This window comes from Flavobacterium cerinum (genome assembly GCF_004028155.1).
Classification (GTDB): domain Bacteria; phylum Bacteroidota; class Bacteroidia; order Flavobacteriales; family Flavobacteriaceae; genus Flavobacterium; species Flavobacterium cerinum.
Window position 1 is genome coordinate 304,315 of record NZ_SBII01000002.1, and the last position, 22,849, is coordinate 327,163.

General features: G+C 35.6%; 22 protein-coding genes. 13 read left to right on the forward strand and 9 right to left on the reverse strand.

Annotated features, from left to right (window positions below; translation table 11 throughout):
• Positions 1-28: 28 nt before the first annotated feature.
• From EPI11_RS04355 to EPI11_RS04365, 3 genes are read right to left on the reverse strand one after another with little or no spacing between them, the layout of a single operon-like run.
• On the reverse strand, positions 29-2,566 hold the full coding sequence (locus EPI11_RS04355; protein ID WP_128388729.1) for a TonB-dependent receptor plug domain-containing protein: 2,538 nt from the start codon (positions 2,564-2,566) through the stop codon (positions 29-31).
• Positions 2,563-3,462 (reverse strand): FecR family protein, encoded by a 900-nt coding sequence (locus EPI11_RS04360; RefSeq protein WP_128388730.1) that lies wholly within the window; start codon positions 3,460-3,462, stop codon positions 2,563-2,565. Before EPI11_RS04360 ends, EPI11_RS04355 begins: the two co-directional genes overlap by 4 nt.
• 41 nt (positions 3,463-3,503) lie before the next feature.
• A complete protein-coding gene (locus EPI11_RS04365; RefSeq protein WP_128388731.1) occupies positions 3,504-4,025 on the reverse strand; it encodes an RNA polymerase sigma factor in 522 nt (173 codons plus the stop codon).
• Between the two features lie 229 nt (positions 4,026-4,254).
• Between EPI11_RS04365 and EPI11_RS04370 the strand changes: the two genes are divergently transcribed.
• From EPI11_RS04370 to EPI11_RS04405, 8 genes are all read left to right on the forward strand, one after another.
• Entirely contained in the window at positions 4,255-4,719 is a 465-nt protein-coding gene (locus EPI11_RS04370; RefSeq protein WP_241657578.1) for a hypothetical protein, read from the forward strand.
• A 285-nt stretch (positions 4,720-5,004) separates the two neighbouring features.
• The gene (locus EPI11_RS04375; RefSeq protein ID WP_128388732.1) at positions 5,005-6,339 is read left to right on the forward strand and encodes a LamG domain-containing protein; all 1,335 of its coding nucleotides are present in this window, start codon (positions 5,005-5,007) and stop codon (positions 6,337-6,339) included.
• A 320-nt stretch (positions 6,340-6,659) separates the two neighbouring features.
• Positions 6,660-8,000, forward strand: a complete 1,341-nt coding sequence (gene ffh / locus EPI11_RS04380) for a signal recognition particle protein (RefSeq protein ID WP_128388733.1) — start codon at positions 6,660-6,662, stop codon at positions 7,998-8,000.
• Positions 8,001-8,098: 98 nt separating this feature from the next.
• Positions 8,099-8,989: a bifunctional 5,10-methylenetetrahydrofolate dehydrogenase/5,10-methenyltetrahydrofolate cyclohydrolase gene (locus EPI11_RS04385; protein WP_128388734.1), complete on the forward strand. Its 891-nt coding sequence runs from the start codon at positions 8,099-8,101 to the stop codon at positions 8,987-8,989.
• Positions 8,990-9,085: 96 nt separating this feature from the next.
• Complete coding sequence (locus EPI11_RS04390) at positions 9,086-10,306, forward strand: retropepsin-like aspartic protease (RefSeq protein WP_128388735.1); 1,221 nt, start codon at positions 9,086-9,088, stop codon at positions 10,304-10,306.
• 98 nt (positions 10,307-10,404) lie between these two features.
• Positions 10,405-10,971, forward strand: a complete 567-nt coding sequence (locus EPI11_RS04395) for a hypothetical protein (protein WP_128388736.1) — start codon at positions 10,405-10,407, stop codon at positions 10,969-10,971.
• Between the two features lie 562 nt (positions 10,972-11,533).
• A complete protein-coding gene (locus EPI11_RS04400; RefSeq protein WP_128388737.1) occupies positions 11,534-12,607 on the forward strand; it encodes a sensor histidine kinase in 1,074 nt (357 codons plus the stop codon).
• Positions 12,604-13,338, forward strand: a complete 735-nt coding sequence (locus EPI11_RS04405) for a LytR/AlgR family response regulator transcription factor (protein ID WP_128388738.1) — start codon at positions 12,604-12,606, stop codon at positions 13,336-13,338. The genes EPI11_RS04400 and EPI11_RS04405 overlap by 4 nt, the downstream gene beginning before the upstream one ends.
• Positions 13,339-13,422: 84 nt before the next feature.
• Here EPI11_RS04405 and rluF read toward each other — a convergent pair whose 3' ends face one another.
• From rluF to EPI11_RS04425, 4 genes are all read right to left on the reverse strand, one after another.
• Entirely contained in the window at positions 13,423-14,241 is an 819-nt protein-coding gene (gene rluF, locus EPI11_RS04410; protein WP_128388739.1) for a 23S rRNA pseudouridine(2604) synthase RluF, read from the reverse strand.
• 119 nt (positions 14,242-14,360) lie between these two features.
• Positions 14,361-15,206 (reverse strand): alpha/beta hydrolase, encoded by an 846-nt coding sequence (locus EPI11_RS04415; protein ID WP_128388740.1) that lies wholly within the window; start codon positions 15,204-15,206, stop codon positions 14,361-14,363.
• 45 nt (positions 15,207-15,251) lie between these two features.
• Complete coding sequence (locus EPI11_RS04420; RefSeq protein ID WP_128388741.1) at positions 15,252-16,031, reverse strand: zinc ribbon domain-containing protein; 780 nt, start codon at positions 16,029-16,031, stop codon at positions 15,252-15,254.
• A 2-nt stretch (positions 16,032-16,033) separates the two neighbouring features.
• Positions 16,034-17,128 carry a Nif3-like dinuclear metal center hexameric protein gene (locus EPI11_RS04425; RefSeq protein ID WP_128388742.1) on the reverse strand — a complete coding sequence of 365 codons (1,095 nt, stop codon included), beginning with the start codon at positions 17,126-17,128 and terminating at the stop codon, positions 16,034-16,036.
• A 204-nt stretch (positions 17,129-17,332) separates the two neighbouring features.
• Here EPI11_RS04425 and EPI11_RS04430 point away from each other — a divergent pair, with 204 nt between their 5' ends.
• The 3 genes from EPI11_RS04430 to EPI11_RS04440 all read left to right on the forward strand — a co-directional run bounded on the left by EPI11_RS04430 (position 17,333) and on the right by EPI11_RS04440 (position 19,676).
• On the forward strand, positions 17,333-17,770 hold the full coding sequence (locus EPI11_RS04430) for a hypothetical protein (protein ID WP_128388743.1): 438 nt from the start codon (positions 17,333-17,335) through the stop codon (positions 17,768-17,770).
• Positions 17,771-17,866: 96 nt separating this feature from the next.
• Positions 17,867-18,892 (forward strand): tetraacyldisaccharide 4'-kinase, encoded by a 1,026-nt coding sequence (gene lpxK, locus EPI11_RS04435; RefSeq protein ID WP_128388744.1) that lies wholly within the window; start codon positions 17,867-17,869, stop codon positions 18,890-18,892.
• Positions 18,864-19,676, forward strand: a complete 813-nt coding sequence (locus EPI11_RS04440) for a purine-nucleoside phosphorylase (RefSeq protein WP_128388745.1) — start codon at positions 18,864-18,866, stop codon at positions 19,674-19,676. Before lpxK ends, EPI11_RS04440 begins: the two co-directional genes overlap by 29 nt.
• Before the next feature lie 78 nt (positions 19,677-19,754).
• Here EPI11_RS04440 and gap read toward each other — a convergent pair whose 3' ends face one another.
• Together gap and lipA are read right to left on the reverse strand one after the other, a co-directional pair.
• Positions 19,755-20,762: a type I glyceraldehyde-3-phosphate dehydrogenase gene (gene gap, locus EPI11_RS04445; RefSeq protein WP_128388746.1), complete on the reverse strand. Its 1,008-nt coding sequence runs from the start codon at positions 20,760-20,762 to the stop codon at positions 19,755-19,757.
• 27 nt (positions 20,763-20,789) lie between these two features.
• Complete coding sequence (gene lipA / locus EPI11_RS04450) at positions 20,790-21,680, reverse strand: lipoyl synthase (protein WP_128388747.1); 891 nt, start codon at positions 21,678-21,680, stop codon at positions 20,790-20,792.
• Positions 21,681-21,825: 145 nt separating this feature from the next.
• On the opposite strand from lipA, the gene EPI11_RS04455 reads away from it, so the two are divergent.
• A complete protein-coding gene (locus EPI11_RS04455) occupies positions 21,826-22,287 on the forward strand; it encodes a protease complex subunit PrcB family protein (RefSeq protein ID WP_128388748.1) in 462 nt (153 codons plus the stop codon).
• Between the two features lie 62 nt (positions 22,288-22,349).
• Complete coding sequence (locus EPI11_RS04460) at positions 22,350-22,811, forward strand: protease complex subunit PrcB family protein (RefSeq protein WP_128388749.1); 462 nt, start codon at positions 22,350-22,352, stop codon at positions 22,809-22,811.
• Positions 22,812-22,849 lie beyond the last annotated feature (38 nt).

Here is a 22,849-nt window from a genome sequence, read left to right on the forward strand (position 1 = left end):
TTTTTTATTATATCTGACTAATTATTTATCAAAAGCTAAACTTTATAAGGGCATTAGGAGTCCTTTCTAAAGCATAAGTGTTTACTACTTCAATAGCATTTTCACTGTTTATACGGTAGTACCGGTTAATAATATTCTGCTTGTTGAAAATATTAATAACAGATATACCCAATTGCAGCTGCGAATTCTTCGTCGCCTTGATTACATAAGAGGCAGAAAAATTAACCTGGAAAAAATTATCCAAATTACTGGAGTTAGGAGAAGAATAAACAATTTGTGGACTGGTAAATCCGTTAGAAATTGGGTTTGTGCTTACGGGAAGTGTTATAGGTCTTCCGGTAAACCATTTAGAGCCTAAAGCTACCTTAAAGTTTTTCCATTCATAAATGGCAGCTGTGTTTATTGTATGACTGATCTCGAAGTTGCTTGGAAATTTCTTTGATGAAAAGGCTTCAAATTTATAATCGTTGTTATTAAAACCATAGCTTAACCAGGCATAGAAACCATGAAACTGTTTTTGTATTAAGAATTCACTTCCATAAACCGTATAGCTTCCAATATCATTACGCAACTCTAACTGATCCTGAAAACCCTGACCGGATGTAGTTATTCCTTTTACTTTCTTGTAAAAATTCTCAAGGGATATGTACCAGCCTCCTTTTTTAAAAGTAGTACCTACAGAAAACTGGCGGCTTTTTTGAATAGGTATATCATCATTGTTAGACAATACCCATCGTCTTTTTTCAATACCTAAAAAGTCACCTTGTAACTCAACTATCTGTGTGGCTGTCTGGCTTTTTTGTTCGGCAAGAACTTCAAGCTGCCAGTTTGTTGCAAAAAGATAATTAAACTGTAAGCGCGGTTCTATATAAGGCGTAGTAAACTGTTCTATATAATTACCCCTAAGACCTACTCTGGAATGCAGTGTTCCGTCTTCAGAATCATATTCAAGCTCACCAATAAGGGCATGGGTACGCAACACGTCTTTAACTTCTCTGCTATAAGCTGGAATGTTTATTTTATCGGAATTTTTTACTCCCACCTCATTATATTGATAACCCGTACGTAGATTAAATATAGGAGTAAGTTTAAGATTATCTGAAAATCTAAATCCGGCATCAATTATGGTATTTCCCTGCTCCATAATCTGGTTCGATTCTATTGCGGCATTTCTACCATCTACACTGTAGTAAGAACCATATATGCCAATATCGCTACTGTGGTTTTCACTCCATTGTGTCTTCCAGCCTATAGTACCGCCAAGGGTTAATTGCTTAAGACTGCTCACTTCGGTAACAACTCTGTTGGTTATAGTACCCTGGGTAAAGTCGAGATTATTATTAATCCCAATCATATCCACATATAGATCGTGTTTAGATCCAATTTTTTGATGGTACTGGCCCGTAAAATCATAAAAATAGAATTCCTTATCACTTTTATAATTTACATCTGTACTATTATCAAGATCGGTAACAATCGTATTTTGAAAAATTCTTTTCGAGTATTTAGTATAGGTCGGGAAGTTGAAAACATCAGTAAATGAACGTCGGGCAGATACTTCAAAATTTGCTTTTTCAGATGCTTTTATTTTAGTATAAAAGTCAACACTGATCATATTACTGCCTATGGTAAAGCTGCCATTACCAATATCTTTTGGGCGTGAAGAAATATCTACAGCACTGGATACACTTTCACCATAAAAAGCAGGAGTACCATTTTTAAAGATCTTGATCTCATGTGCTAAATTTGGATTTAAAGCAGAGATAAGGCCAAAGAAGTGCCCTGTTTGAAACAAACGTATCCCGTTCCACATAAAGAGATTCTGGTCGTGTGTACCGCCTCTCACATTAATGTTAGATACAGTCTCGTCAATGCTGTTTATACCGGGTAGCTGCTGCATAGTAAGCAGTACATCGGGTTCAATAAGGCCAGGTAATATTCCAAATTTTTTAGGTTTAATACTAAAGCTGCCATCTTTCTTTTTTGAAATACCTGCTGCCAGATACCGTTCAGCCACTACTTCATCAAGATTTACTACTTCCAGTTTTAGAACTATTTCTTTACAGTCATCGGTAAAGTCACTGATCCTAACGCTAATGGGTTCGTAGTTAAGGTGATCTATGTACAGGCTTCCGGTAATATTTCTGGGTAGTTCAAAATAGCCGTCATACCCGGTAACAATTTTTTTACTGTCGGGTGTATATTGAATTACGGCATTATCTACGGGAGAACCAAGTTCGTCAATCAGGTAGGCACACAATCTTTTTGTGTCTTGTTTTGGAGCAGAAAAAATGACAATATAACTTCCTGTTTCTTTATAGCTCAATAGCGTTCTGTTAGCGATATACACTAATTTGGCTTTAAGCGGAAGAGACTTTGGCGGAGGAAAAATTGAGTGGCCAAAAACATCTTCTTCTAAGTAACTAAATTTTACATTGTGTTGTAATGCAATGTCATCCAGTATTTTTTTGAGTTCAATACTTTTCTTTTCGTCCTGTCCAAAAGCATTGGGGACGATATAAAAAAGCGATAAGAACAGCAAAAATTGCCGGATGTTTAACATCATTCAGTAGAAAGTGTGATTTTATTGCCAGCTTTTTTAGATTTTAAATGGTATGGAGCTTCAATAAGTTCAAGGGCAGTATTAATGTCATTCGTAGGAATGGTCCCTGTAAAGCGTTCAGTTGGTATTGCAGTGTTTATCGTAATATCCACATTGTACTGACGCTCTATTTCGTTTATTACATTAGACAGGCTTTCTTTGTAAAAATCAGCTTGATTAGATAACCATCCCGGTTGTAATCTTTTATCCATTGGTACTTCTATTTTTTTACCATTTTCAAAAGCAATGCTTTCTCCCGGTAATAAAAGTATGGTTTGATTGTCACTGCTTGTTACTCTTACTTTACCTTCAAAACAGGTAACATCAAAGCGGCTGCCTCGTGCTTTTACATTAAATTGTGTACCTACTACTGTAACTTTCCCCATAGGGGTAACAACATCAAAGGTTTGTCCTTTTGCTACTCTAAAATAAGCTTCACCATCTAACTGCAATTTACGATTATTTTTCCAATTCCAGGTTTTATAATCAGCTTCAGATCCGGCATTAAGCGATACGGCAGAATTATCAGGCAGTAAGAACGCTGTTCTTTGTCCTGCATCGGCAATTTGAGTCGTTGTATGTGTGGTGTATAAAAAGAATGAAGCACCAAGAAAAAGCACAAGCATTGCTGCTATTCTTGTAAACCATGGGTTTAGTGTTCTCACTTTTACCACTTTATTTTTACGGTATTCTATACCGGCATATAAAGTATCCATGTCAGCTTCGGGCACAGTTAACTGTGCCGAGTATTCTTTTATTTTATTGTAAGTGTCAAACTCCGGGGATGCCATGAAGGCTTTTAATTCCTTCTCATCCAGCTCATTGTTAAGCCACTTCGCTAACATTACTTCATCTTTCATTGTAATCCCTTTTTACTATAACAGTTATAGTTTAAAATTCCCTACCTAAGGTTCTCAATTTCTTTTCTTAATTCTACTAATGCGCCATGAAGTCTTTTCTCTACAGCCTTAACACTAATGCCTAATATCTCAGCAATTTCATGATATTTCTTACCATCGATCCGGTGTAATAAAAAAGCGGTGCGCTGTGCTTCGGTAAGTTTAGCAATGGCATTTTGCAGCTTTACTTTAAACTGATCTTCCTCCATTAAAAATTCAGGACTTTGTGTGTCAGTACTTTTTGGCGGGCTTTTCTTTGAATATTCCAATACTACTTTTTGATGGGCTAAATGGTTTAGGGTAGTATTGTTTGCTACAGTGTATAAAAACGATTTTGCTTTTTCCAATGGAACATTGGCGCAGTTTTCCCATAGCTTTATAAAAGCCTCCTGTGTAGCGTCACCAGCCTGCTCTTCATTACCGTATTTATAATACAGATAATTGCGCAATGCTTTTGCGTGGCTTTTGAAAAAATTAGAAAAAGTAATTTCTTCACAAATTCCTTTTAGTGAATTGTCTTTCATTTTGGCTTATAAAGGTGGGGTGTAAATTATGAAAAAAACACGTCTGAAGCTCGCAAATATGCGAAAAAATTATTGGGAGGCAATAGGTAAGTGTTATTTGTTTAGCAGATACTAAATTGAAACAGGCGAATTCTAATTCAAAAATACCAAATGCTCATTTTGTTCTTACTATGTCATGGGATATGCTTTTCTTGCATAAAATTAGTTAACCTTTAAATATTTATATAACATGAAGAAGCTGAATGTGCTGGTAGCAGGAATGGTTGCTTTAGGGGTTTTATCATGCTCGGGAGACGATAGTCCGTCAACAACAAATGCAAATGGGAACATTACTGAAGTAACAAACGTTGTTAAATCAGGGACATGGAGAATTGCAAGTTTTGTAGAAGACGGAAATACTCACACACAGCATTTTGAAGGCTACACGTTTACTTTTGGCGCTAACAATGTGCTTACTGCCACAGGTGGAGTTGCTATATATACCGGTACATGGTCGGTCACTAAAGACAATAGCAGTGATGATGATAATAGTACCAGTGATATTGATTTTAATATAGGTTTCCTGTCTCCGGAAACATTTGCTGATCTTAGTGATGATTGGGATATTCTGGAAAAAACTAGTACCAGGATAAAACTTGTTGATATAAGCGGTGGTAATGGAGGTACAGATTACCTAACATTTGAAAAGAATTAATTTGAGGGTGAAAGAAGCCGGCTTTTCAAGTCGGTCTTTTTTCGCAAAATTGTGTAAACACGGGTAGGGTGTTTTTAACATGAAATGTTTTATAGTAGTATACTGCTAATTGAGTATGCAGTTTGATAAGAAATATATGCCTTTGCAGAGGCTGTAGTATATGGAAAAGAACTCAAATTCTTTAGGACCAGTCTTTAAAGGCTGGTTTTTTTAAAGTTTTTTTTGACATAATGGTAGGGTGTTTTTAAAATAAACTGTTACAGTATAAATAAACTGTATATATAAATGATAAAAGGCTTGCTTGCTGTTTTAGTCGCTTCATTATTGATAACTTCCTGTCAGGAAGATTCTATTAGTGAAAATACAGAGGCACTAAGTCATAAATCAACATTAACAACAACTTTAATGTCTATGTCTGTTAATGAAACAGATATTGATAATGCAATTGATAAAATCAGTTGTTTTAATATTAAGCTGCCGGTTCGGGTACTTGTAAACGATCAGCAGATGGTTGTTTCCAATGAAAATGATTATGCAAAGGTAGAAGCGGTATTTAATGTAAGTTCTTTAGATGATGATAAAGTGATATTCACATTTCCTGTAACGGTAGTTTACAGCGATTATAAAGAAGTTGTTGTAAATAACCAACAGGAATATGATGCATTAGTGAGTGCCTGTACAGGCATTCCGGAGTATATTGGGACCAGTTGTGTCTCAATAGCCTATCCAATTACCATTTACGGTTATGACAGTGGCTTTAAAATGCAGAATACTTATGTTCTTAAAAATAATGCAGAGCTGTTTACAACTTTGCAAAACCTTAGCTCTAGTGAGTATTATTCGATAAGCTATCCATTGTCACTAAATGTTAACAAAGGAGCTGGGGTTACAGTTAAAAATAATAACAAATTCCTTGAGGCGGTTACGGATGCACTTCAGGGATGTAAGGAGGGTGGATGTACAAATCCGGGTGTATTAGTAAACGACTTACTTATATATATGCCTTTTTCTAATGGATTAGTAAAAGAACTTAAAGGAAATGCGGTTAATTTTCAATCGGACATTGCTTTTACTACAGATAGGAATGGTAACCAAAATTGTGCAATAGTGTTCAACGGAACGCAGTTCTTACATATACCAAAAAATGATAGTAACGGAATTGTTCAGAACGATCCGTTTAGTATAAGCCTTTGGTTGAGGATGCAGAATGTTAACAATGATGATCTTGAAAACCTGTTTACAAAAGGAAACATGAGTGGAGAAGGATTTGAACTTTCTATTTTCAATTTAAATGCGCCAATGTTTAGAGCAGGAGCAGTAAATGTTAAAGATATAGAATGGAGCAATAGTGCTGTATTACCAACAGATGTTACAAACTGGCATCACTTGGTTGTAACTGTAGATGTTTTTAATACTGTAAAGTTATATCGTGACGGACAACTGCGTAATAGTGCAGAATTGTCTCCGGCACAAATAGGAACCCAAACAATGGATTATTACATTGGTAATAACTTTAAAGGTTTTATGGATGACCTTAGGGTTTATAAAAGATTGTTGTCACCAGAAGAGGTTCAGGTATTATTTAACCTGGAGGGCGATTGCAACACATGTTTAGAATAGTTGTGTTTTTTTAAATATTCAAGTTTTTTCCACGAAAAACCGACCACTTCCCAGGTCGGTTTTTCAATTTTTAAGCCTATATGATTAATGAGAAGACAAATCTTGTCAGAAAATAAAAAATAAGATTTTTAAAAGTAAAATGAGCAATTAAATGGTATAAAAACTGTGCTGCTTTTTAAGCTGCATTTTTCTTAACTCTACCCGTTTATATTCAGTATAATAATCAACTGTTATAAGAACTGTTTTTTTATTGCCGTAAACCCTGCAACTTAAGAATCAAATTCTTAAATTTGCACCTCTATAAAGAAACCCTGAATTTTATGTTCGATAATTTAAGTGATAAATTAGATAAGGCCTTTCATATACTTAAAGGGCACGGAAAGATAACCGAGGTAAATGTTGCTGATACCCTTAAAGAAGTTCGTAGGGCATTATTAGATGCCGACGTTAACTTTAAGATTGCTAAAGATTTTACTACCAAAGTAAAAGAAAAAGCAATTGGCGAAAATGTATTAACTACATTACAGCCGGGCCAGTTAATGGTAAAGCTTGTTAAAGACGAGCTTACAGAACTGATGGGTGGCGATGCTGCGGGTATTAACCTTTCGGGGGCGCCTACAGTTATATTAATGTCAGGTTTACAGGGTTCTGGTAAGACTACTTTCTCAGGAAAGCTGGCTAATTTCCTTAAAACGAAGAAAAATAAAAAGCCATTATTAGTAGCGTGTGATATTTATCGCCCGGCGGCTATTAACCAGTTACATGTAGTAGGTGGGCAGATAGGTGTAGAGGTATACTCTGAAGAGGGAAATAAAAACCCTGTTGAGATTGCACAAAACGCTATTAAGTATGCTAAAGCAAACGGATTTAACGTAGTTATTGTCGATACTGCGGGTCGTCTTGCTGTAGATGAAGAAATGATGAACGAGATCGCAAACGTTCATAAAGCTATAGAACCTCATGAAACCTTGTTTGTGGTAGATGCCATGACAGGTCAGGATGCGGTAAATACTGCAAAAGCATTTAACGACAGGTTAAACTTTGACGGTGTTATCCTTACAAAATTAGATGGTGATACCCGTGGTGGTGCAGCTATCTCAATTAAATCGGTAGTAGACAAGCCTATCAAGTTTATTGGTACAGGTGAAAAAATGGAAGCTATCGATGTTTTCTATCCAAATCGTATGGCCGAACGTATTCTTGGTATGGGTGACGTTGTGTCGCTTGTAGAAAGAGCTCAGGAGCAGTATGACGAAGAAGAGGCAAGAAAATTACAAAAGAAGATCGCTAAGAACGAATTTGGTTTTGATGATTTCCTTTCGCAAATACAGCAGGTTAAGAAAATGGGTAACATGAAAGACCTTGTTGGCATGATACCGGGTGCAGGAAAAGCGTTAAAAGATGTAGAAATAGAAGACGATGCCTTTAAACACATCGAAGCTATTATCCATTCTATGACACCGGTAGAAAGAACAAAACCAGCTATTCTTGACGCAAAAAGAAAAACCAGGATCGCAAAAGGGTCGGGTACTTCTATTCAGCAGGTAAACCAGTTGCTAAAGCAGTTTGATCAGATGAGCAAGATGATGAAAATGATGCAGGGCGGCGGAGGAAAAAACCTGATGCGAATGATGGGCGGAATGAAAGGCATGAGACCTTAAAAATACTGAGGCGCGATTCATCGCGTCTTTTTTTATTGAAAATAATTGCCTTTGGCAGGTAATGAAGAAAACATCTATTCAAAATAAAACAAAAAGGAATGCAGTTATTAGACGGAAAAAAGATTTCGGAAGACATTAAGAATGAGATTGCCGAAGTTGTAAATAAAATGAAAGCTAACGGCGAAAAAGTACCTCACCTAGCAGCGGTTATTGTAGGTAACGACGGAGCCAGCCTTACATATGTAGGAAGCAAAGTAAAAGCCTGCGAACGTGTAGGATTTGAGTCTACATTAGTTAAATTGCCAAGTACAATATCTGAACTTGAGCTTTTAAAAGTAATTGAAGGACTTAATCAGGACGATAATATTGATGGTTTTATAGTACAGTTACCATTGCCAAAACAAATTGACGACCAAAAAGTGCTTATGGCTATCGACCCTAGTAAAGATGTTGATGGTTTCCACCCGGAGAACTTTGGTAAAATGGCGTTAGATATGACAACATTTATTCCGGCTACTCCATTTGGTATTCTTGAGCTTTTAGAGCGTTATAATGTAGAAACTGCGGGTAAGCATACTGTAGTTATTGGCCGCAGCCATATTGTAGGCCGTCCAATGAGTATTCTTATGGGACGTAAAGGTTTCCCTGGAAACTCTACAGTAACGCTAACACACAGCCATACTAAAAATATAGCGCAGATAACAACACAAGCCGATATTATTATCACTGCACTAGGAGTGCCAAATTACCTTAAAGCTGAAATGGTTAAGGACGATGTGGTAGTAATTGACGTTGGTATTACGCGTGTTGCTGATGATACTACTGAAAAAGGATACAGAATTACAGGTGATGTAGATTTTGAGAACGTAAGCAAAAAAGCATCTTTCATTACTCCGGTTCCGGGTGGTGTTGGGCCAATGACAATTGCTATGCTTCTTAAAAATACTTTGCTTGCAAGAGAAATGAGAAAGACTGCTTTAGGTAAGTAATCTTCTTAGTTATATAAAATAAAAAAGCCGATTGTTCTTACAATCGGTTTTTTTATGAATTGATAATAAGTATATTTATCATTCAAATTATATCATATGCTGAAACGTTTTTTACTATTAGCCCTCTTGTTTGTACCTGTACTACTGATGTCTCAAACAGCACAGGAAATAAAAAAAGCTTATAAAAACAGGGACAAATATTTATTTGCTGTACAGGCAGAGAAAAAGAATTTTACCGAAACTATTGATTTTACGGATAAAAGAGATCAAATAGTAATTCAGGTAATTATAGAAGGCAAAACCTATCATTTTTTGTTTGATACCGGTGCAGTAACGGTTATTTCTACAGAACTGCAGGAAAGGTTAAAACCAAAAGTATTGTTTAGTAATGCATTGATAGATGGAGGTGGTAAAGAAAACGTAGAGCAATTTTATAATTTGGGTAGTGTACAAATTGGTAGTGTGAAATTTAATTCAGTAGCTACTGTTGTTACCGATCTGTCCAGGTTTGAAAAGCTTTTCTGTGTTAAATTAGATGGTATAATTGGTGCAAATTTACTGCGTACCTGTAATTGGAAAATTGATTATACAAATAAGAAGCTGCTGTTTTCTGATAAGAAAATAAAACCAGTGGGTGATTTTAGTGAAATAGATTTTGAAGAGAACTTTTCCGGTAGTCCGATACTTAAAACCTACATGGGTCAGTATTATTATTTAGCTCTTATGGATACAGGTTATAATGGCTCTTTGTCTATACCTGACAGTTTGTTTTTTAAAAATAGAAAAAGTAAAGAAATTAAGCTTAATAAAGGTTTTGGTAAAAGTTCACTAAGTATATATGAAAGTACTCCCGAAACAGAACATGTTGGATTAATGGATAGTATTCATATAGGTAATTACTTTGTAAAAGATGTTGAAGTAAAAGTTAATTCAAGTCCCGGTATTTTGATAGGAAATGCACTTTTAAAAAATAGCGGGGAAATTATCATTAATTGGGCAAAGCATAAACTCTATTTAAGTAATGCAAAAACGAATGAAGCGGCAGTATATAATACGTTTGGTTTTAGTCCGCTTTTTATAGATGGAAAAATTACAATTGCATTGCTTTGGGATGAGAGTGAGGCTAAGTTAAAAGGAATTGCTTTAGGAGACGTTATTACGGCTATAAATGACGAGGATGCAAAAAACATTAGCCAGGAAAGATGGTGTGAGCTATTGAATTCATCCTTTAAAGAAGATTTTATAAAAATAAAAACAATGAGAGGTGATACTATAGAGCGAAGCTATGAACTTAAAAAAGTTGACCTTTTGAGGTGATTAGCTGACGTAATTAAAATAGAAATCCCGATTGTAAAAGCAATCGGGATTTTTATTTATATATTTATGAACTAACTAAAAAAATATAAATACTAATTATGAATAAATTATTACTATTAGTTTCTTTATTGTCAAGTCAACTATTTTTTTCTCAAAATAAAGAGTTGTCATCTGTTTCAGAATTTATTGATAGATCAAGCTATGTACAGATTAATATGGATGCAAATGAAAAAGCTATTTTTAAATCGGGTTTAGGTGAAACTGTAACTTTCTATCCAGCTGAGATAATTGATCTTAAAACCAATGAAAAAATGTTAGGTTTAACAGTTGAGTCATTATTTAATGTTGGACAGCAAGGTATGACGCAAATTAATGGATTAGAAACTGCATGGATTGGAATGGAAGAAATAGGGGATATGATTATCTGGTTAGAGAATTATATAATACCTAATCTCCAAACAGATGCAGGGAAAAATAGGACGGTAAAATATATCTTTAATACGAAAGAGATTACTTTGAAATTTGAGATTTATAATACAAAACAAGTTTTTTCAGTAATACTGAATAATACCTATTATCATGATAAATATTTTTGGACTGAATCTAAAGTAAAAGAGATTCCAAACGTATTGGCTGTTCTTAAATATTTACAGGCAAAAAAATAATCATCAAAAACAATCAACGCATAAGAAACTATTTGTTTTGCTTTAGAACAGCTGATTGCGAAACAGAGTTAGAGTGAAAAGATATGACTGTTGTAATTAGTTGTTTTTCTTTTTTAAGGATTATGATTAGTTTAATTGTGTCATTGTTTTAATGATGTGAAAATTAGGAACCCGATTGTGAGAGCAATTGGGTTTTTTTTATAAATAATAACTTACATATTTTGAGTATTGTATATTGTGTAAAAAAAAAGGTGGAATTCGTGTTACATAATAATCGACCATTCGTCATCTAATTATTACCACTCGTCATAAATCATAAATTTGAAGAGAATATTATTTTACTTTTGAATCACCAATCAATCACCAACCGCCTAAGGGCAAAAAAATTTAAGTTATGGTAACAATAGTCGTTTACGTTTTAAAGTCCATAGTTAGTTTAATCATGTCATTTTTTTAGTGGTATGAATTAATAAGTCAATGTTCAATCATCAATCAATCAACTTATATTTGAGTTAGTCAGGCAGTGTTTACATTGCCTGTCTGTTTTTAGAATACTATATCAATGAGGTTATTAAAAAAAACAAAATATCATCTTTATGCTTCGATAGGAGTAATTGGATATGTGCTTTGTTCATTGACACTGAGCAAAGTATCCTATCGTATTAAATATGATACTACCACAGATGGTACTACCATGATATTTTATTATATCAGTGAAGGATTGATTTGCGGTATTTTGGCGTATGCGTTATCTAACATACTGTTGTATTATATAGAAAAGCTCATTGTTTTTAATGACTTGAAAAAGTCGGCAATCTGGAAAATGGTTTTGGTCTTTGCAGTTGTAATATTTGTTTATAGTATAATTGTATGGCCTTTATTAGACGCTGCATATACTTTAGTTTCAGGAAATTCATCCGGAACCACTTTGTTTATGAAAGCGGCAAACGTACCTTATTTCAGTACCATTTTTATTATCTGGATGTTTGTTGTTATAGCGATTAAGGCATATCATCATATTAATCAGGTAAAAATAAGCCAGCTGGAACTGGAATCTAACCTGAGAGAATCACAGCTAAATACACTAAAAGGACAGATCAACCCGCATTTCATGTTTAACAGTCTTAATAATATAAGAGGGCTTATACTGGAAGATGCGCCAAGGTCCAGAGACATGATTACCCGTCTTTCAGAAATGCTTCGTTACAGTCTTACCAAGAATGGAGTGAATACGATTTCATTAAAAGAAGAACTGCAAACGGTAGATAACTACATCGAAATTTCTAAGATCCAGTTCGAAGAACGTTTAAAGTTTGGTATCGATGTAAATCGTGAAACGCTGAATATAGGTATCCCACCAATGGTTATACAAATGCTGGTTGAAAATGCCGTTAAACATGGTATTGGTAATATAAAAGAAGGCGGTGAAGTAAACCTGAAAGTAGATTTGCAAAAAGATGAACTTGTCATTATAGTAGAAAACTCAGGAAGTTTGTCTATTACTGAAGGCTCTACACGACTTGGACTTGAAAATATAAAAAGGAGATTGTCATTGCTGTACGGTAATAAGGCTAGTTTTATATTACAGGAAAACGGTAATTTTGTGGAGGCTAAAATTATAATTCCGCTGGTATGAATGCAATAAAAACTATCATTGTAGAAGACTCAAGGCTGGCTCGTAATGAGCTTAAAGAGCTTATAAAAATGCATCCTGAACTGGAAGTTATCGGTGAGGCAGAAAATGTCGATACTGCTTATAAATTGATCAATGAATTGAAGCCGCATTTAATATTTCTGGATATTAATATGCCGGAGAAAGATGGTTTCGAACTGCTTGAAATGCTTGACGATGTTCCTGTAACTGTATTTACCACTGCTTTTGATGAGTATGCTATTAAGTCTTTCGAATATAATGCTCTGGATTATCTGCTAAAGCCGATTAACGAAAAACGTTTTGGTGATGCAGTTCAAAAAATAAAAGATAAAATTAATAGTGGCGAAGAAGAGCAGGAGCAAACTGTCAATTCGTATCTTTTAGAAGAAAGCCAGATCTTTATTAAAGACGGCGAAAAATGCTGGCTGGTAAAAATAGGCGAAATAGGTCTGTTTGAAATTGTTGGTAATTACACACGAGTTTATTTTAGGGATGATAAACCTTTAATTTATAAGTCACTCAACCAGATCGAAGAGCGTTTGCCTCAAAGTCTTTTCTTCCGGGCAAACAGGCAGCAAATTATCAATCTGAAATACATTAAGAGCGTCGATAATTGGTTTAATGGAAAGCTTAAAGCAACGATGCAAAATGGCACTGAAGTCGAAATTTCCCGTCGTCAGTCTTCATTGTTCAAAGATATGTTGAGTCTATAACTTGATCTTAATATCTTAAGTAAATTATCATTTCGACTGAAATGTAATGAAGCGTAAATCTTATTTCATTTCCAATTAAAAAAATTAATCCCTTCTCCTTTGATTAGGTCTTCTGTTCGTGTTATAAGGCTTTCCCGGGCTGTTTTCATCTCTCGATGAAGCTGCTTTTGGTAGGCTTGCCTCTTCCGTTTTACTAGAAGGTTCTATAAGAGTATTCAGTTCGTTAATTTCTGCAGGAGTAAGCTCTCTGTAACGTCCTACCGGTACATCGAGAGATATGTTGATAATTCGTATACGTTTAAGTGCAGTAACTTCATAGCCAAGGTATTCGGTCATGCGCCTGATCTGACGGTTAAGCCCTTGTGTCAGTACAATCCTGAAAATATACTTGCTGATTTGTTCTACTTTGCACTTACGGGTAATAGTGTCAAGAATAGGTATGCCATTGCCCATACGCTGAATAAACCTGTCAGTAATAGGTCTGTCTACGGTAACAATATATTCTTTTTCGTGGTTGTTTCTGGCTCTCAGTATCTTGTTTACAATATCGCCGTCATCGGTCATAAAAATAAGGCCCTCACTGGCTTTATCCAATCGACCGATAGGGAAGATACGCTTAGGATAATTAATGTAATCAACAATATTATCTCTAACATCAGGATTTGTGGTGCATTCTATACCGGCAGGTTTATTGAAAGCAAGATAGATTTGCTTTCCTGTTTTTTCTTTAACCAGTTTGCCATCTATGCGCACCTCGTCCTGAGGAGTTACTTTGGTTCCCATTTCGGGTACAATTCCGTTTATGGTAACACGACCTTCTTCAATAAGTTTATCGGCTTCCCTGCGTGAGCAGAAACCGGTTTCAGAAATATATTTGTTAAGGCGTTTAAGTTGATCTTCCATGAAGCAAAAATAAAATAATTTAATGAGAAGGAGGCTATAAATAAAGCCTAACCATATACTGTTTCTTTTTAGTTTAAAACGTAATCAATAGTAAATGATTAAGAAAAGATGTAGTTTGTTTATCTTCCAAAAAGGAAAGAATAAATTTTTGTGTAAAGTTCGTCGCCATGCATACTGTGTCCAAGACCTTCGGTTACTAAAAATTCGGCATTAGGCCAGCCAACAGCAATTTTTTCGGCTTCTTTAAAAGATACGACACTGTCTTTTAGGTCATGTGCTATAAGTCCTTTAATCTTCACTTTTGAGGCGAAAAGGCCACCCGAGAATTCATGAGTCTTGATCCTGAAATGTTCAAAGAAATGTTTTTCCAATAATTGAAACACATTACTATTCAGACTTAGTAATCCTGCATAATTTGTAAGCAGTGTATTAAGGTCGCTTGGCGAACCAATCAATACAAGCTTTTCAATATAATCGTTTGGGTAGTGTGATTGATAGTATAATGCTGTAGCACCACCTAAAGAATGGCCTATAAGATAATTAGGCTTGAATTTATTCACTACAATATCAATGAATTCGGCATAGCGGGGTACGTTAAATTCTACTCCTGATGAAAGTCCGTGTGCAGGAGCATCGAGCGCAATAATAGTACAACCTGATTTTTTTAGGTGATGGATAAACAGTTCCCATCTCGAAGCGTTACTTTCCCAGCCGTGTACAAGTAATACTTTAGTGTCATTGCCTTTCCATGTATACATTTGAAAAACAAATTCCTTGTGGGTAAGCATTTCGGCATCAGCTTCCTGTAATATAGTGGGTAATGTTTCTTTGGAGAGTCTTCCGTCTCTTGGTTCACTAAAAAAGCGATAGGCCAGGCGACTGGCTTTTTTAGGATAAATATAGCTTAGGATGTTAATGTACAATCCCAGCGATTTTGAAATAAGGAAGGTTAGTAGCTTCTGCATTGTGTGCTAAAAAAAAGCCCCCGCTGCGGGCGGGGGCTTCGGATATTATATTTTTGCAAATAATTGCTCCATTTTTTCTTTTTCCTCGTCTGCCAGTACACTGTCAACAAGAATTCTTCCGCTGTGCTCATCAGTGATGATTTTCTTGCGTGAAGCAATTTCCATTTGAGTTTGTGGTGGTATAGTAAAGAAAGAACCTGCAGAAGCACCTCTTTCTATAGATACTACAGCAAGACCGTTTCTAACGCTTGTTCTGATTCTTTTGTAAGCAGCAAGAAGTCTTTCTTCAATAAGAGCTTCATATTCTGAAGACTTTTCAGAAAGGAAACTTTCTTCTTTCTGAGTTTCGCTCATTATAGCATCAAGTTCAGATTTTTTGTGACCTAAATGCGAAGATTTAGCTTCAAATCTTTCTGAAGATTGTGCTATGACTTCTTTTTTGTGGTCAATAGAAGCCTTCATTTCTTTGATATGCTTCTCTGCAAGCTGTATTTCAAGTTCCTGGAATTCAACTTCTTTAGTAAGAGAGTTAAACTCACGGTTGTTGCGTACGTTCTTTTGCTGTTCAGTATATTTTTTTATAGCAGCTTTGTGGTCATCGATAGCATTCTTTTTGTCTTTGATCTGCTCTTCGATAGATTCAAGGTCACTCTTAAGTTTCTCAAGCCTAGTGCTTAATCCGGCAACTTCATCCTCAAGGTCTTCTACTTCCAAAGGAAGCTCACCTCTCACGTTCCTGATTTCGTCTATTCTTGAATCAATTAACTGTAGATCATAAAGTGCCCTTAACTTGTCCTCAACACTCAATTCCTTGATATTCGCCATATTTATAAGTACTTAACTGGATTTGTATTCTCTTCCGATAAAATGATTGCAAAATTACGGATTTTTTTCGTAAGATAATCAACTATATAGTTTTTTGTATAGCGTTCGCTTTCAAAATGTCCAATATCAGCTATAATTAACCTGTTTTCAGCCTCATAAAACTGATGGTATTTAAGATCGGCAGTAAGAAAAACATCAGCACCTGCAGCAATGGCATTTTTTATTGCAAAACTACCCGAGCCTCCCAAAACGGCTATTTTTTGTACTTTTCGCCCAGTAAAAGCACTGTGACGAATTCCGTCTGCCTGCATTTTGTCTTTAACGAAGTTAAGAAAGTCTTTCTCATCCATTGGGTTGTCAAGTTCTCCAACCATACCCATGCCTATATTTTGGTGACGGTTTTGCAGGTTGTAAATTTCATAAGCGACTTCTTCATATACATGATGGTTAAATAGTGCTTTAAGTATTTCACTTTCAAGATGTTTTTCAAAAGTTATCTCTATCTTTATTTCCTTAGCTTCAATGAATTCACCTGGTATACCTATTACAGGGCTGCTGTTCTCGTTACCCTGATAGGTGCCTAATCCCTGCGAACTAAAACTGCAGTTCTCGTAGTTACCAATACTACCGGCGCCGGCATCAAAAAGAGCATTGCGGAGTTTCTCTACATTTTCAGGTATGGTATAAGTAACCAGTTTACGAATGTAGTTTTCTTTTGGGATCAGTACTTTAGTATTGATCAGTCCTAATGCATTGCAAAATATTTTGTTAACACCCTGTTGATGATTGTCCAGTGCGGTGTGTATGGCAAATATGGCGATGTCATTTTTAATAGCTTTAATTACAGCCCGCTCTACATAATTTTTACCGGTAATTTTTTTCAGCCCTGAAAATAAGATCGGATGAAAACAAATGATAAGATTACATTTTTTTGCAATTGCCTCATCGATTACACTTTCCAGAGCGTCATGACATACTAATACACCGGTTGCAGTGTCGTTTTCATTTCCTGTCAGGAGGCCCACATTGTCAAAATCTTCAGCATAAGCTAAAGGTGCCATTTCTTCAATTACTGTTAATATGTCTTTTATTTTCATAGGTTATAATAATAATGAGGTAACATATACAAAAATAGATAATATTTTAATAATGGTATCTTACATTTAAATGATAGAATGTTTAGATTTTTATTAGTAATTAACATATTTAATATTAAATTTTTTAATTATTATTTAGCTATTATTTTCTTTTTAAGAAAAAAGCTATATGTTTGCGCCATAACACAAAATAACTTAAAACCAATGAAAAATTTAAAAATTGTATTGTTTTCTGTACTTGCAATGGGAGCTGTATTAACGTCTTGTAGTAAAGATGATGATGGTGGAGGAACAGGTGGTAAAATTGAAGGAAAATGGATCCTGTCTAAAACAGGTGCTGTTGTTTCTGGAAAAGAAATCTTAATTGATTATACTGGACATAACCCAAAATGTGAAAAAGATTATACAGAAATTGTTGCAGGCGGTGTGGCTAAATATGTAGATTTTGAAGGTGATACGTGCGAGAAAAACACTTTTGAAGACAAATGGACTAAGAACGGTAACACTTTAATTATGGGTGAAGGTACTGATGCTGAAACTAGTACAATATTAAAGTTAACAGGCGGCGAACTAAAGCTTAAAACTGTTACTACTTTCGGTGGCGAAACTATGACTGAAATCAATCTTTATAAAAGAGGATAATCTCAAATAGCTCAAAATAGAAATGCCCTTTTACAGGGCATTTTTTTATGGAATAACGGGAGTGATTTTATATCATGAAAAGTGTATTTTTGCGATATGAAGTTTTTACGAAAAATTTTATTCCCGTTTTCTGCAATCTATTGGCTTATAACTGCTATGCGTAACTTTTTTTACGATAAAGGTTGGTTTGCTTCATTCACTTTTCCTGTTCCCGTTATTGCCATAGGCAATTTAAGTACAGGCGGTACTGGTAAAACGCCCCAAACAGAATATTTAATCCGATTGTTATCCAATACCTATCGTGTGGCGACACTAAGCCGTGGATATAAAAGAAAATCCAAGGGTTTTGTTTTGGGGAGTATGGATAGTAGTGCTGATGTTTTGGGTGATGAGCCTTTTCAGTTTTACCAAAAATTTCCAAATATCCGTGTAGCAGTTGATGCTGATAGGAAGAATGGTATCGAGCAGCTTTTAGAATTATCGCCACAACCACAAGTAGTGCTGCTGGATGATGCTTACCAGCACCGCAGGGTTAAAGCGGGGTTGTATATTTTGCTAACATCTTACGGTGATATTTATGCTGATGATTTTATACTTCCTGCAGGGAACCTTCGCGAGAGCAGGAGCGGAGCTGACAGGGCTGCTATTGTAATTGTTACTAAATGCTTGCCAGGTTTATCAAAAAGTGAACAGGATGTTATTAAGAATAAGCTTAGGTTAAGTTCTTCTCAAAAGGTGTATTTTACTTGTATAGAATATGACGATGCAGTATTTTCGGAAGTCGGGCAATTAAAAATTGATGATATAAAAGGAAGGCAAAAAGTTATAGTTGCAGGTATTGCCAAGCCAAAACCATTTTTTGACTATTTAAAAGAATCAGGCGATATCGCTTTGGCTTATCCGGATCATCATGATTTTACCGAAAAAGAACTGACAGATATTAAAGAACAATCAAATAATAAAATAATCATTACTACCGAAAAGGATTATATGAGGCTGAGAGGAAAACTCCCAAAAGATAAGTTGTTTTATCTGCCTATAAAAAGCCGATTCCTTGCCAATAATGATGATTTTGATAAAACTATTTTAGAGTATGTGGGACAAAGTACAGGAAACCGTTAAGTATATTACAGATAAAATTAACTTCACGCCGCGCTATGGTATTATTTTAGGATCAGGTCTGGGTGGATTTACTGAAGATATTGAAATAGAATTTACATTGCCTTACAGCGAAATACCAAATTTCCCTGTTTCTACTGTAGAGGGACATGGAGGACAGTTGGTGTTTGGTAAAATAGGTCAAAACAATGTTGTTGCTATGCAGGGACGTTTTCATTATTATGAAGGATATACTATGCAGGAGGTAACATTTCCTGTACGCGTGATGAAATATCTTGGCGTTGAAAAGCTTATTGTATCCAACGCTTCAGGGGGTGTGAATCCATTTTATAAAGTTGGTGATATTGTACTGATTTATGATCATATCAATTTTATGCCGGAGCATCCATTAAGAGGTAAAAACGATGAGCGTTTTGGGCCAAGGTTTGTAAACATGCATGAGGCATACAGCCAGAAAATGATAAATAAAGCTAAAGAAATAGCCGTTAACCTTTCTATACAAGTAAAAGACGGTATTTACTTAGGGCTGCAAGGACCTACGTTCGAGACAATTTCAGAATATAAGATGGTGAAAATACTTGGGGCAGATTGCGTAGGAATGTCTACAGTGCCTGAAGTTATTGTTGCAAGACATATGAATATGGAGTGTTTCGGACTTTCTGTAATTACCGATATGGGCAATGAAGAAAGTATTGAAAGCATAAGCCATGATGAAGTTTTGGAAGCTGCAAAAAAGGCTGAGCCTAATGTAAGGGCTTTAATAAAAGAATTGATTATTAAATACTAATCTCATCTCTCGATATAATAGTAAAAGTTATCATACTGATAGATAAAAACATTTCCTTCTTCAGTATGATAATTTTTTTTATTTAGATTTTTCTACAAATAAGATCAGGTCTATTATTCTGGAAGAATAGCCTATTTCGTTATCATACCACCCTACAACTTTTACCATTTTACCAATAACCGATGTAAGTTGTGCATCAAACAAGCACGAATTTCTATTGCCTAAAATATCTACAGAAACAATAGGATCTTCCGTGTAGGCCATTATGCCTTTAAGTTCTCCTTCAGCTGCTTTTTTAAAGGCAGTATTTATTTCTTCTATGTTTGCTTCGCGGCTTACATAACAGGTAATATCGGTAAGTGAACCGTCCGGTACAGGTACACGGATACCGCTGCCACCTATTTTACCTTCAAATTCAGGAAATATTTTTGTTAGTGCTTTTGCTGCTCCGGTTGTAGTAGGTACTATAGATTGCGATGCACCACGAGCTCTTCGCAGGTCTTTGTGCGGCTGATCGTGTAAACTTTGATCAGTAGTGTAAGAGTGAACGGTTGTAATATAGGCTTGCTCAATACCACATAGCTCATTAATAACTTTCATCATAGGCGCAGCATTATTTGTAGTACAGCTGGCGTTTGATAATACAGTTTCGGTTCCGTCAAGAATACTCTCGTTAACACCTAAAACAACAGTTTTAATACGGTCGTCTTCCGGTGGTGCAGAAAGGATTACTTTTTTAGCTCCTGATGTAAGATGCTGGTTTAGCTCTTCAAGTGTTTTATATCTTCCGGTGCATTCAATAACCAGATCTATTTCAAGAGAACTCCAGTCAAGTTCTGCTATCGTGCTCTTGCGAAGAAATGGATAATTTTTACCGTCAATTATTATAGCGTCTTCGGTATGTGAAACTTCGTTTGGGAGTACACCATGAATACTGTCATATTTAATAAGGTGAGCCATAGTTCTGGCATCGGCAATATCGTTTATGGCAGCCACCTCTATAGTTGGGTGGTTAAGTAAAAGCCTGAAAAGGTTTCGGCCTATACGCCCGAAACCGTTAATGGCAATTTTTGTTTTTTTGTTCATTTCTTTAAAACGGTCAACCTTGAACTGTTAAAGTATATGTTTTTGTGCTTTATAAGATGAACGAACCAATGCACCGCTTTCTACATGGCGGAAACCAAGTTCTAATCCAATTTTTTCGTATTTTTCAAATTGTTCCGGTGTGATAAATTCTTTTACCGGAAGGTGTTTTTTACTTGGCTGAAGGTATTGTCCTATAGTCAGTACATCCAGGTTAACACTACGTAGGTCGTGCATCGTTTGTATCACTTCCTCTTCAGTCTCACCAAGACCAAGCATAATGCCCGATTTTGTACGATTAATACCGTTGTCTTTCAGGTAGCGTAATACTTCAAGGCTGCGCTCGTATTTTGCCTGAATACGCACTTCACGGGTAAGTCTTTTAACGGTTTCCATATTATGGGAAACCACTTCCGGAGCTACTTCGATTATGCGGTCTATGTTTCTTTCTATTCCCTGAAAGTCAGGGATAAGAGTTTCAAGAGTAGTGGTAGGGTTCATCCTGCGGATGGCCTTAACCGTTTCTGCCCAAATAATAGAGCCGCCATCTTTAAGGTCGTCACGGTCTACGCTGGTTACTACTGCGTGCTTAATATTCATAAGCTTTATAGAACGTGCTACTTTTTCCGGCTCATCCCAATCTACAGTTTCCGGGCGACCTGTTTTTACACCGCAAAAGCCACAAGAGCGTGTGCAGGTATTACCCAGTATCATAAAAGTAGCTGTACCTTCTCCCCAGCATTCTCCCATATTAGGACAGCTGCCGGATGTACAGATGGTGTGCAGTTTGTATTTGTCTACAAGACCACGAAGTTCAGTATATTTTTTGCCCGTTGGGAGCTTCACTCTTAACCATTTAGGTTTTTGTGTCAGCAATCCTCCAGAGGCGGTAGGTTTTACAGTATCTAAAACAGTTTCCATGCTAAAAACTTTAGAGTACAAAGATACTATTTATTTGTGTAGTTGGTACTTTTTTAAGCGTGTACATAGTAGTCTCACAATCTGTTGTAGAGTTGTTATTTATTTTCTTAAATTAGTTAAAAATTAACCTGATAATTATATGATTATGAAAAAGATTGTACTTGCCGCACTTGTGTTGTTCTCTATGGTAGGATGCCAGAGTGATGATAATGATCCTAATGTACCAGGAAATAATACGCCTGTTGTTATAGGTTTTGCAGATATTATAAAAGGTACATTGCCGGGTAATTCTGTTACGCAGGGTAATTTTGTTATAAAAGACAAGACTGGATGGGACAATTTTAAAGAAGATGCTGGTGCTGAACCGAATGTGCCTGTCGATTTTTCTATACATGAAGTTATTGCTGTGGTAGACGAAACGTATCCCGGACAGGGACATGCAATTGAAATTACTTCTGTAACTCAGCTGGACAATAAGCTAACTGTACAGATAAAAAAGACTACATCTGATGGACCAATAACTGCTGTTGAAACACAGCCGCTTCATGTTATAAGAATAAAAAAGACAGGATTGCCTGTTGTTTTTAAAGCAGATGCTCCTATGTAAGAAAAACTATATAGTTATTTATTATTTTCGTAGTTTCGCGAACTTTATTAAATAAATCAACTATGAAAAAAATTGCGATGGTATGTCTTGTACTATTTGGTGTTTTAGGATGTCAAAGTGATGACAAAGAAGAAATTGTAAAAGAGGACAGTACGCCTGTTGCTATTGAATTTGAAACAATAAAACAGGGGAATCTTACTAATAACCTATCAGTTCCTGGGAATTATACATTACGTACCGTTGATCAATGGGTCGATTTTCAGGTTACGGCAAATTTTTTTGATGATTTAAGGTTTGATATAGATACTTACAATGTTTATGAGATGTTTGCTGTTCTTGATGACGTAAAAGAAACTACTGGATATAGTATTGAGATCAAATCCATTTCTAAAGTAGATGGTAAACTAATAGTTACCGTTCAAAGGTATAATCCTGAATTAGGGGAGAACATTTTTAATAAAGTTAGTCAACCTTATCATATTGTGAAATTGAGAAAGACTGGATTGCCTGTGGTGTTTAAATAAATTCTTTTAGTTTAATACTCATTAATAAAACAGCCCCT

Coding starts and splice junctions, on each gene's coding strand:
- EPI11_RS04420 (WP_128388741.1), bottom strand. CDS start 16,031: ATGGCGAATATCAAGGAATTGAGTGTTGAGGACAAGTTAAGGGCACTT.
- EPI11_RS04395 (WP_128388736.1), top strand. CDS start 10,405: ATGAATAAATTATTACTATTAGTTTCTTTATTGTCAAGTCAACTATTT.
- EPI11_RS04400 (WP_128388737.1), top strand. CDS start 11,534: ATGAGGTTATTAAAAAAAACAAAATATCATCTTTATGCTTCGATAGGA.
- EPI11_RS04425 (WP_128388742.1), bottom strand. CDS start 17,128: ATGAAAATAAAAGACATATTAACAGTAATTGAAGAAATGGCACCTTTA.
- lpxK (WP_128388744.1), top strand. CDS start 17,867: ATGAAGTTTTTACGAAAAATTTTATTCCCGTTTTCTGCAATCTATTGG.
- rluF (WP_128388739.1), bottom strand. CDS start 14,241: ATGGAAGATCAACTTAAACGCCTTAACAAATATATTTCTGAAACCGGT.
- EPI11_RS04430 (WP_128388743.1), top strand. CDS start 17,333: ATGAAAAATTTAAAAATTGTATTGTTTTCTGTACTTGCAATGGGAGCT.
- EPI11_RS04360 (WP_128388730.1), bottom strand. CDS start 3,462: ATGAAAGATGAAGTAATGTTAGCGAAGTGGCTTAACAATGAGCTGGAT.
- EPI11_RS04440 (WP_128388745.1), top strand. CDS start 18,864: ATGTGGGACAAAGTACAGGAAACCGTTAAGTATATTACAGATAAAATT.
- ffh (WP_128388733.1), top strand. CDS start 6,660: ATGTTCGATAATTTAAGTGATAAATTAGATAAGGCCTTTCATATACTT.
- EPI11_RS04385 (WP_128388734.1), top strand. CDS start 8,099: ATGCAGTTATTAGACGGAAAAAAGATTTCGGAAGACATTAAGAATGAG.
- EPI11_RS04405 (WP_128388738.1), top strand. CDS start 12,604: ATGAATGCAATAAAAACTATCATTGTAGAAGACTCAAGGCTGGCTCGT.
- EPI11_RS04370 (WP_241657578.1), top strand. CDS start 4,255: ATGAAGAAGCTGAATGTGCTGGTAGCAGGAATGGTTGCTTTAGGGGTT.
- EPI11_RS04390 (WP_128388735.1), top strand. CDS start 9,086: ATGCTGAAACGTTTTTTACTATTAGCCCTCTTGTTTGTACCTGTACTA.
- gap (WP_128388746.1), bottom strand. CDS start 20,762: ATGAACAAAAAAACAAAAATTGCCATTAACGGTTTCGGGCGTATAGGC.
- EPI11_RS04455 (WP_128388748.1), top strand. CDS start 21,826: ATGAAAAAGATTGTACTTGCCGCACTTGTGTTGTTCTCTATGGTAGGA.
- EPI11_RS04355 (WP_128388729.1), bottom strand. CDS start 2,566: ATGATGTTAAACATCCGGCAATTTTTGCTGTTCTTATCGCTTTTTTAT.
- EPI11_RS04365 (WP_128388731.1), bottom strand. CDS start 4,025: ATGAAAGACAATTCACTAAAAGGAATTTGTGAAGAAATTACTTTTTCT.
- EPI11_RS04375 (WP_128388732.1), top strand. CDS start 5,005: ATGATAAAAGGCTTGCTTGCTGTTTTAGTCGCTTCATTATTGATAACT.
- lipA (WP_128388747.1), bottom strand. CDS start 21,680: ATGGAAACTGTTTTAGATACTGTAAAACCTACCGCCTCTGGAGGATTG.
- EPI11_RS04415 (WP_128388740.1), bottom strand. CDS start 15,206: ATGCAGAAGCTACTAACCTTCCTTATTTCAAAATCGCTGGGATTGTAC.
- EPI11_RS04460 (WP_128388749.1), top strand. CDS start 22,350: ATGAAAAAAATTGCGATGGTATGTCTTGTACTATTTGGTGTTTTAGGA.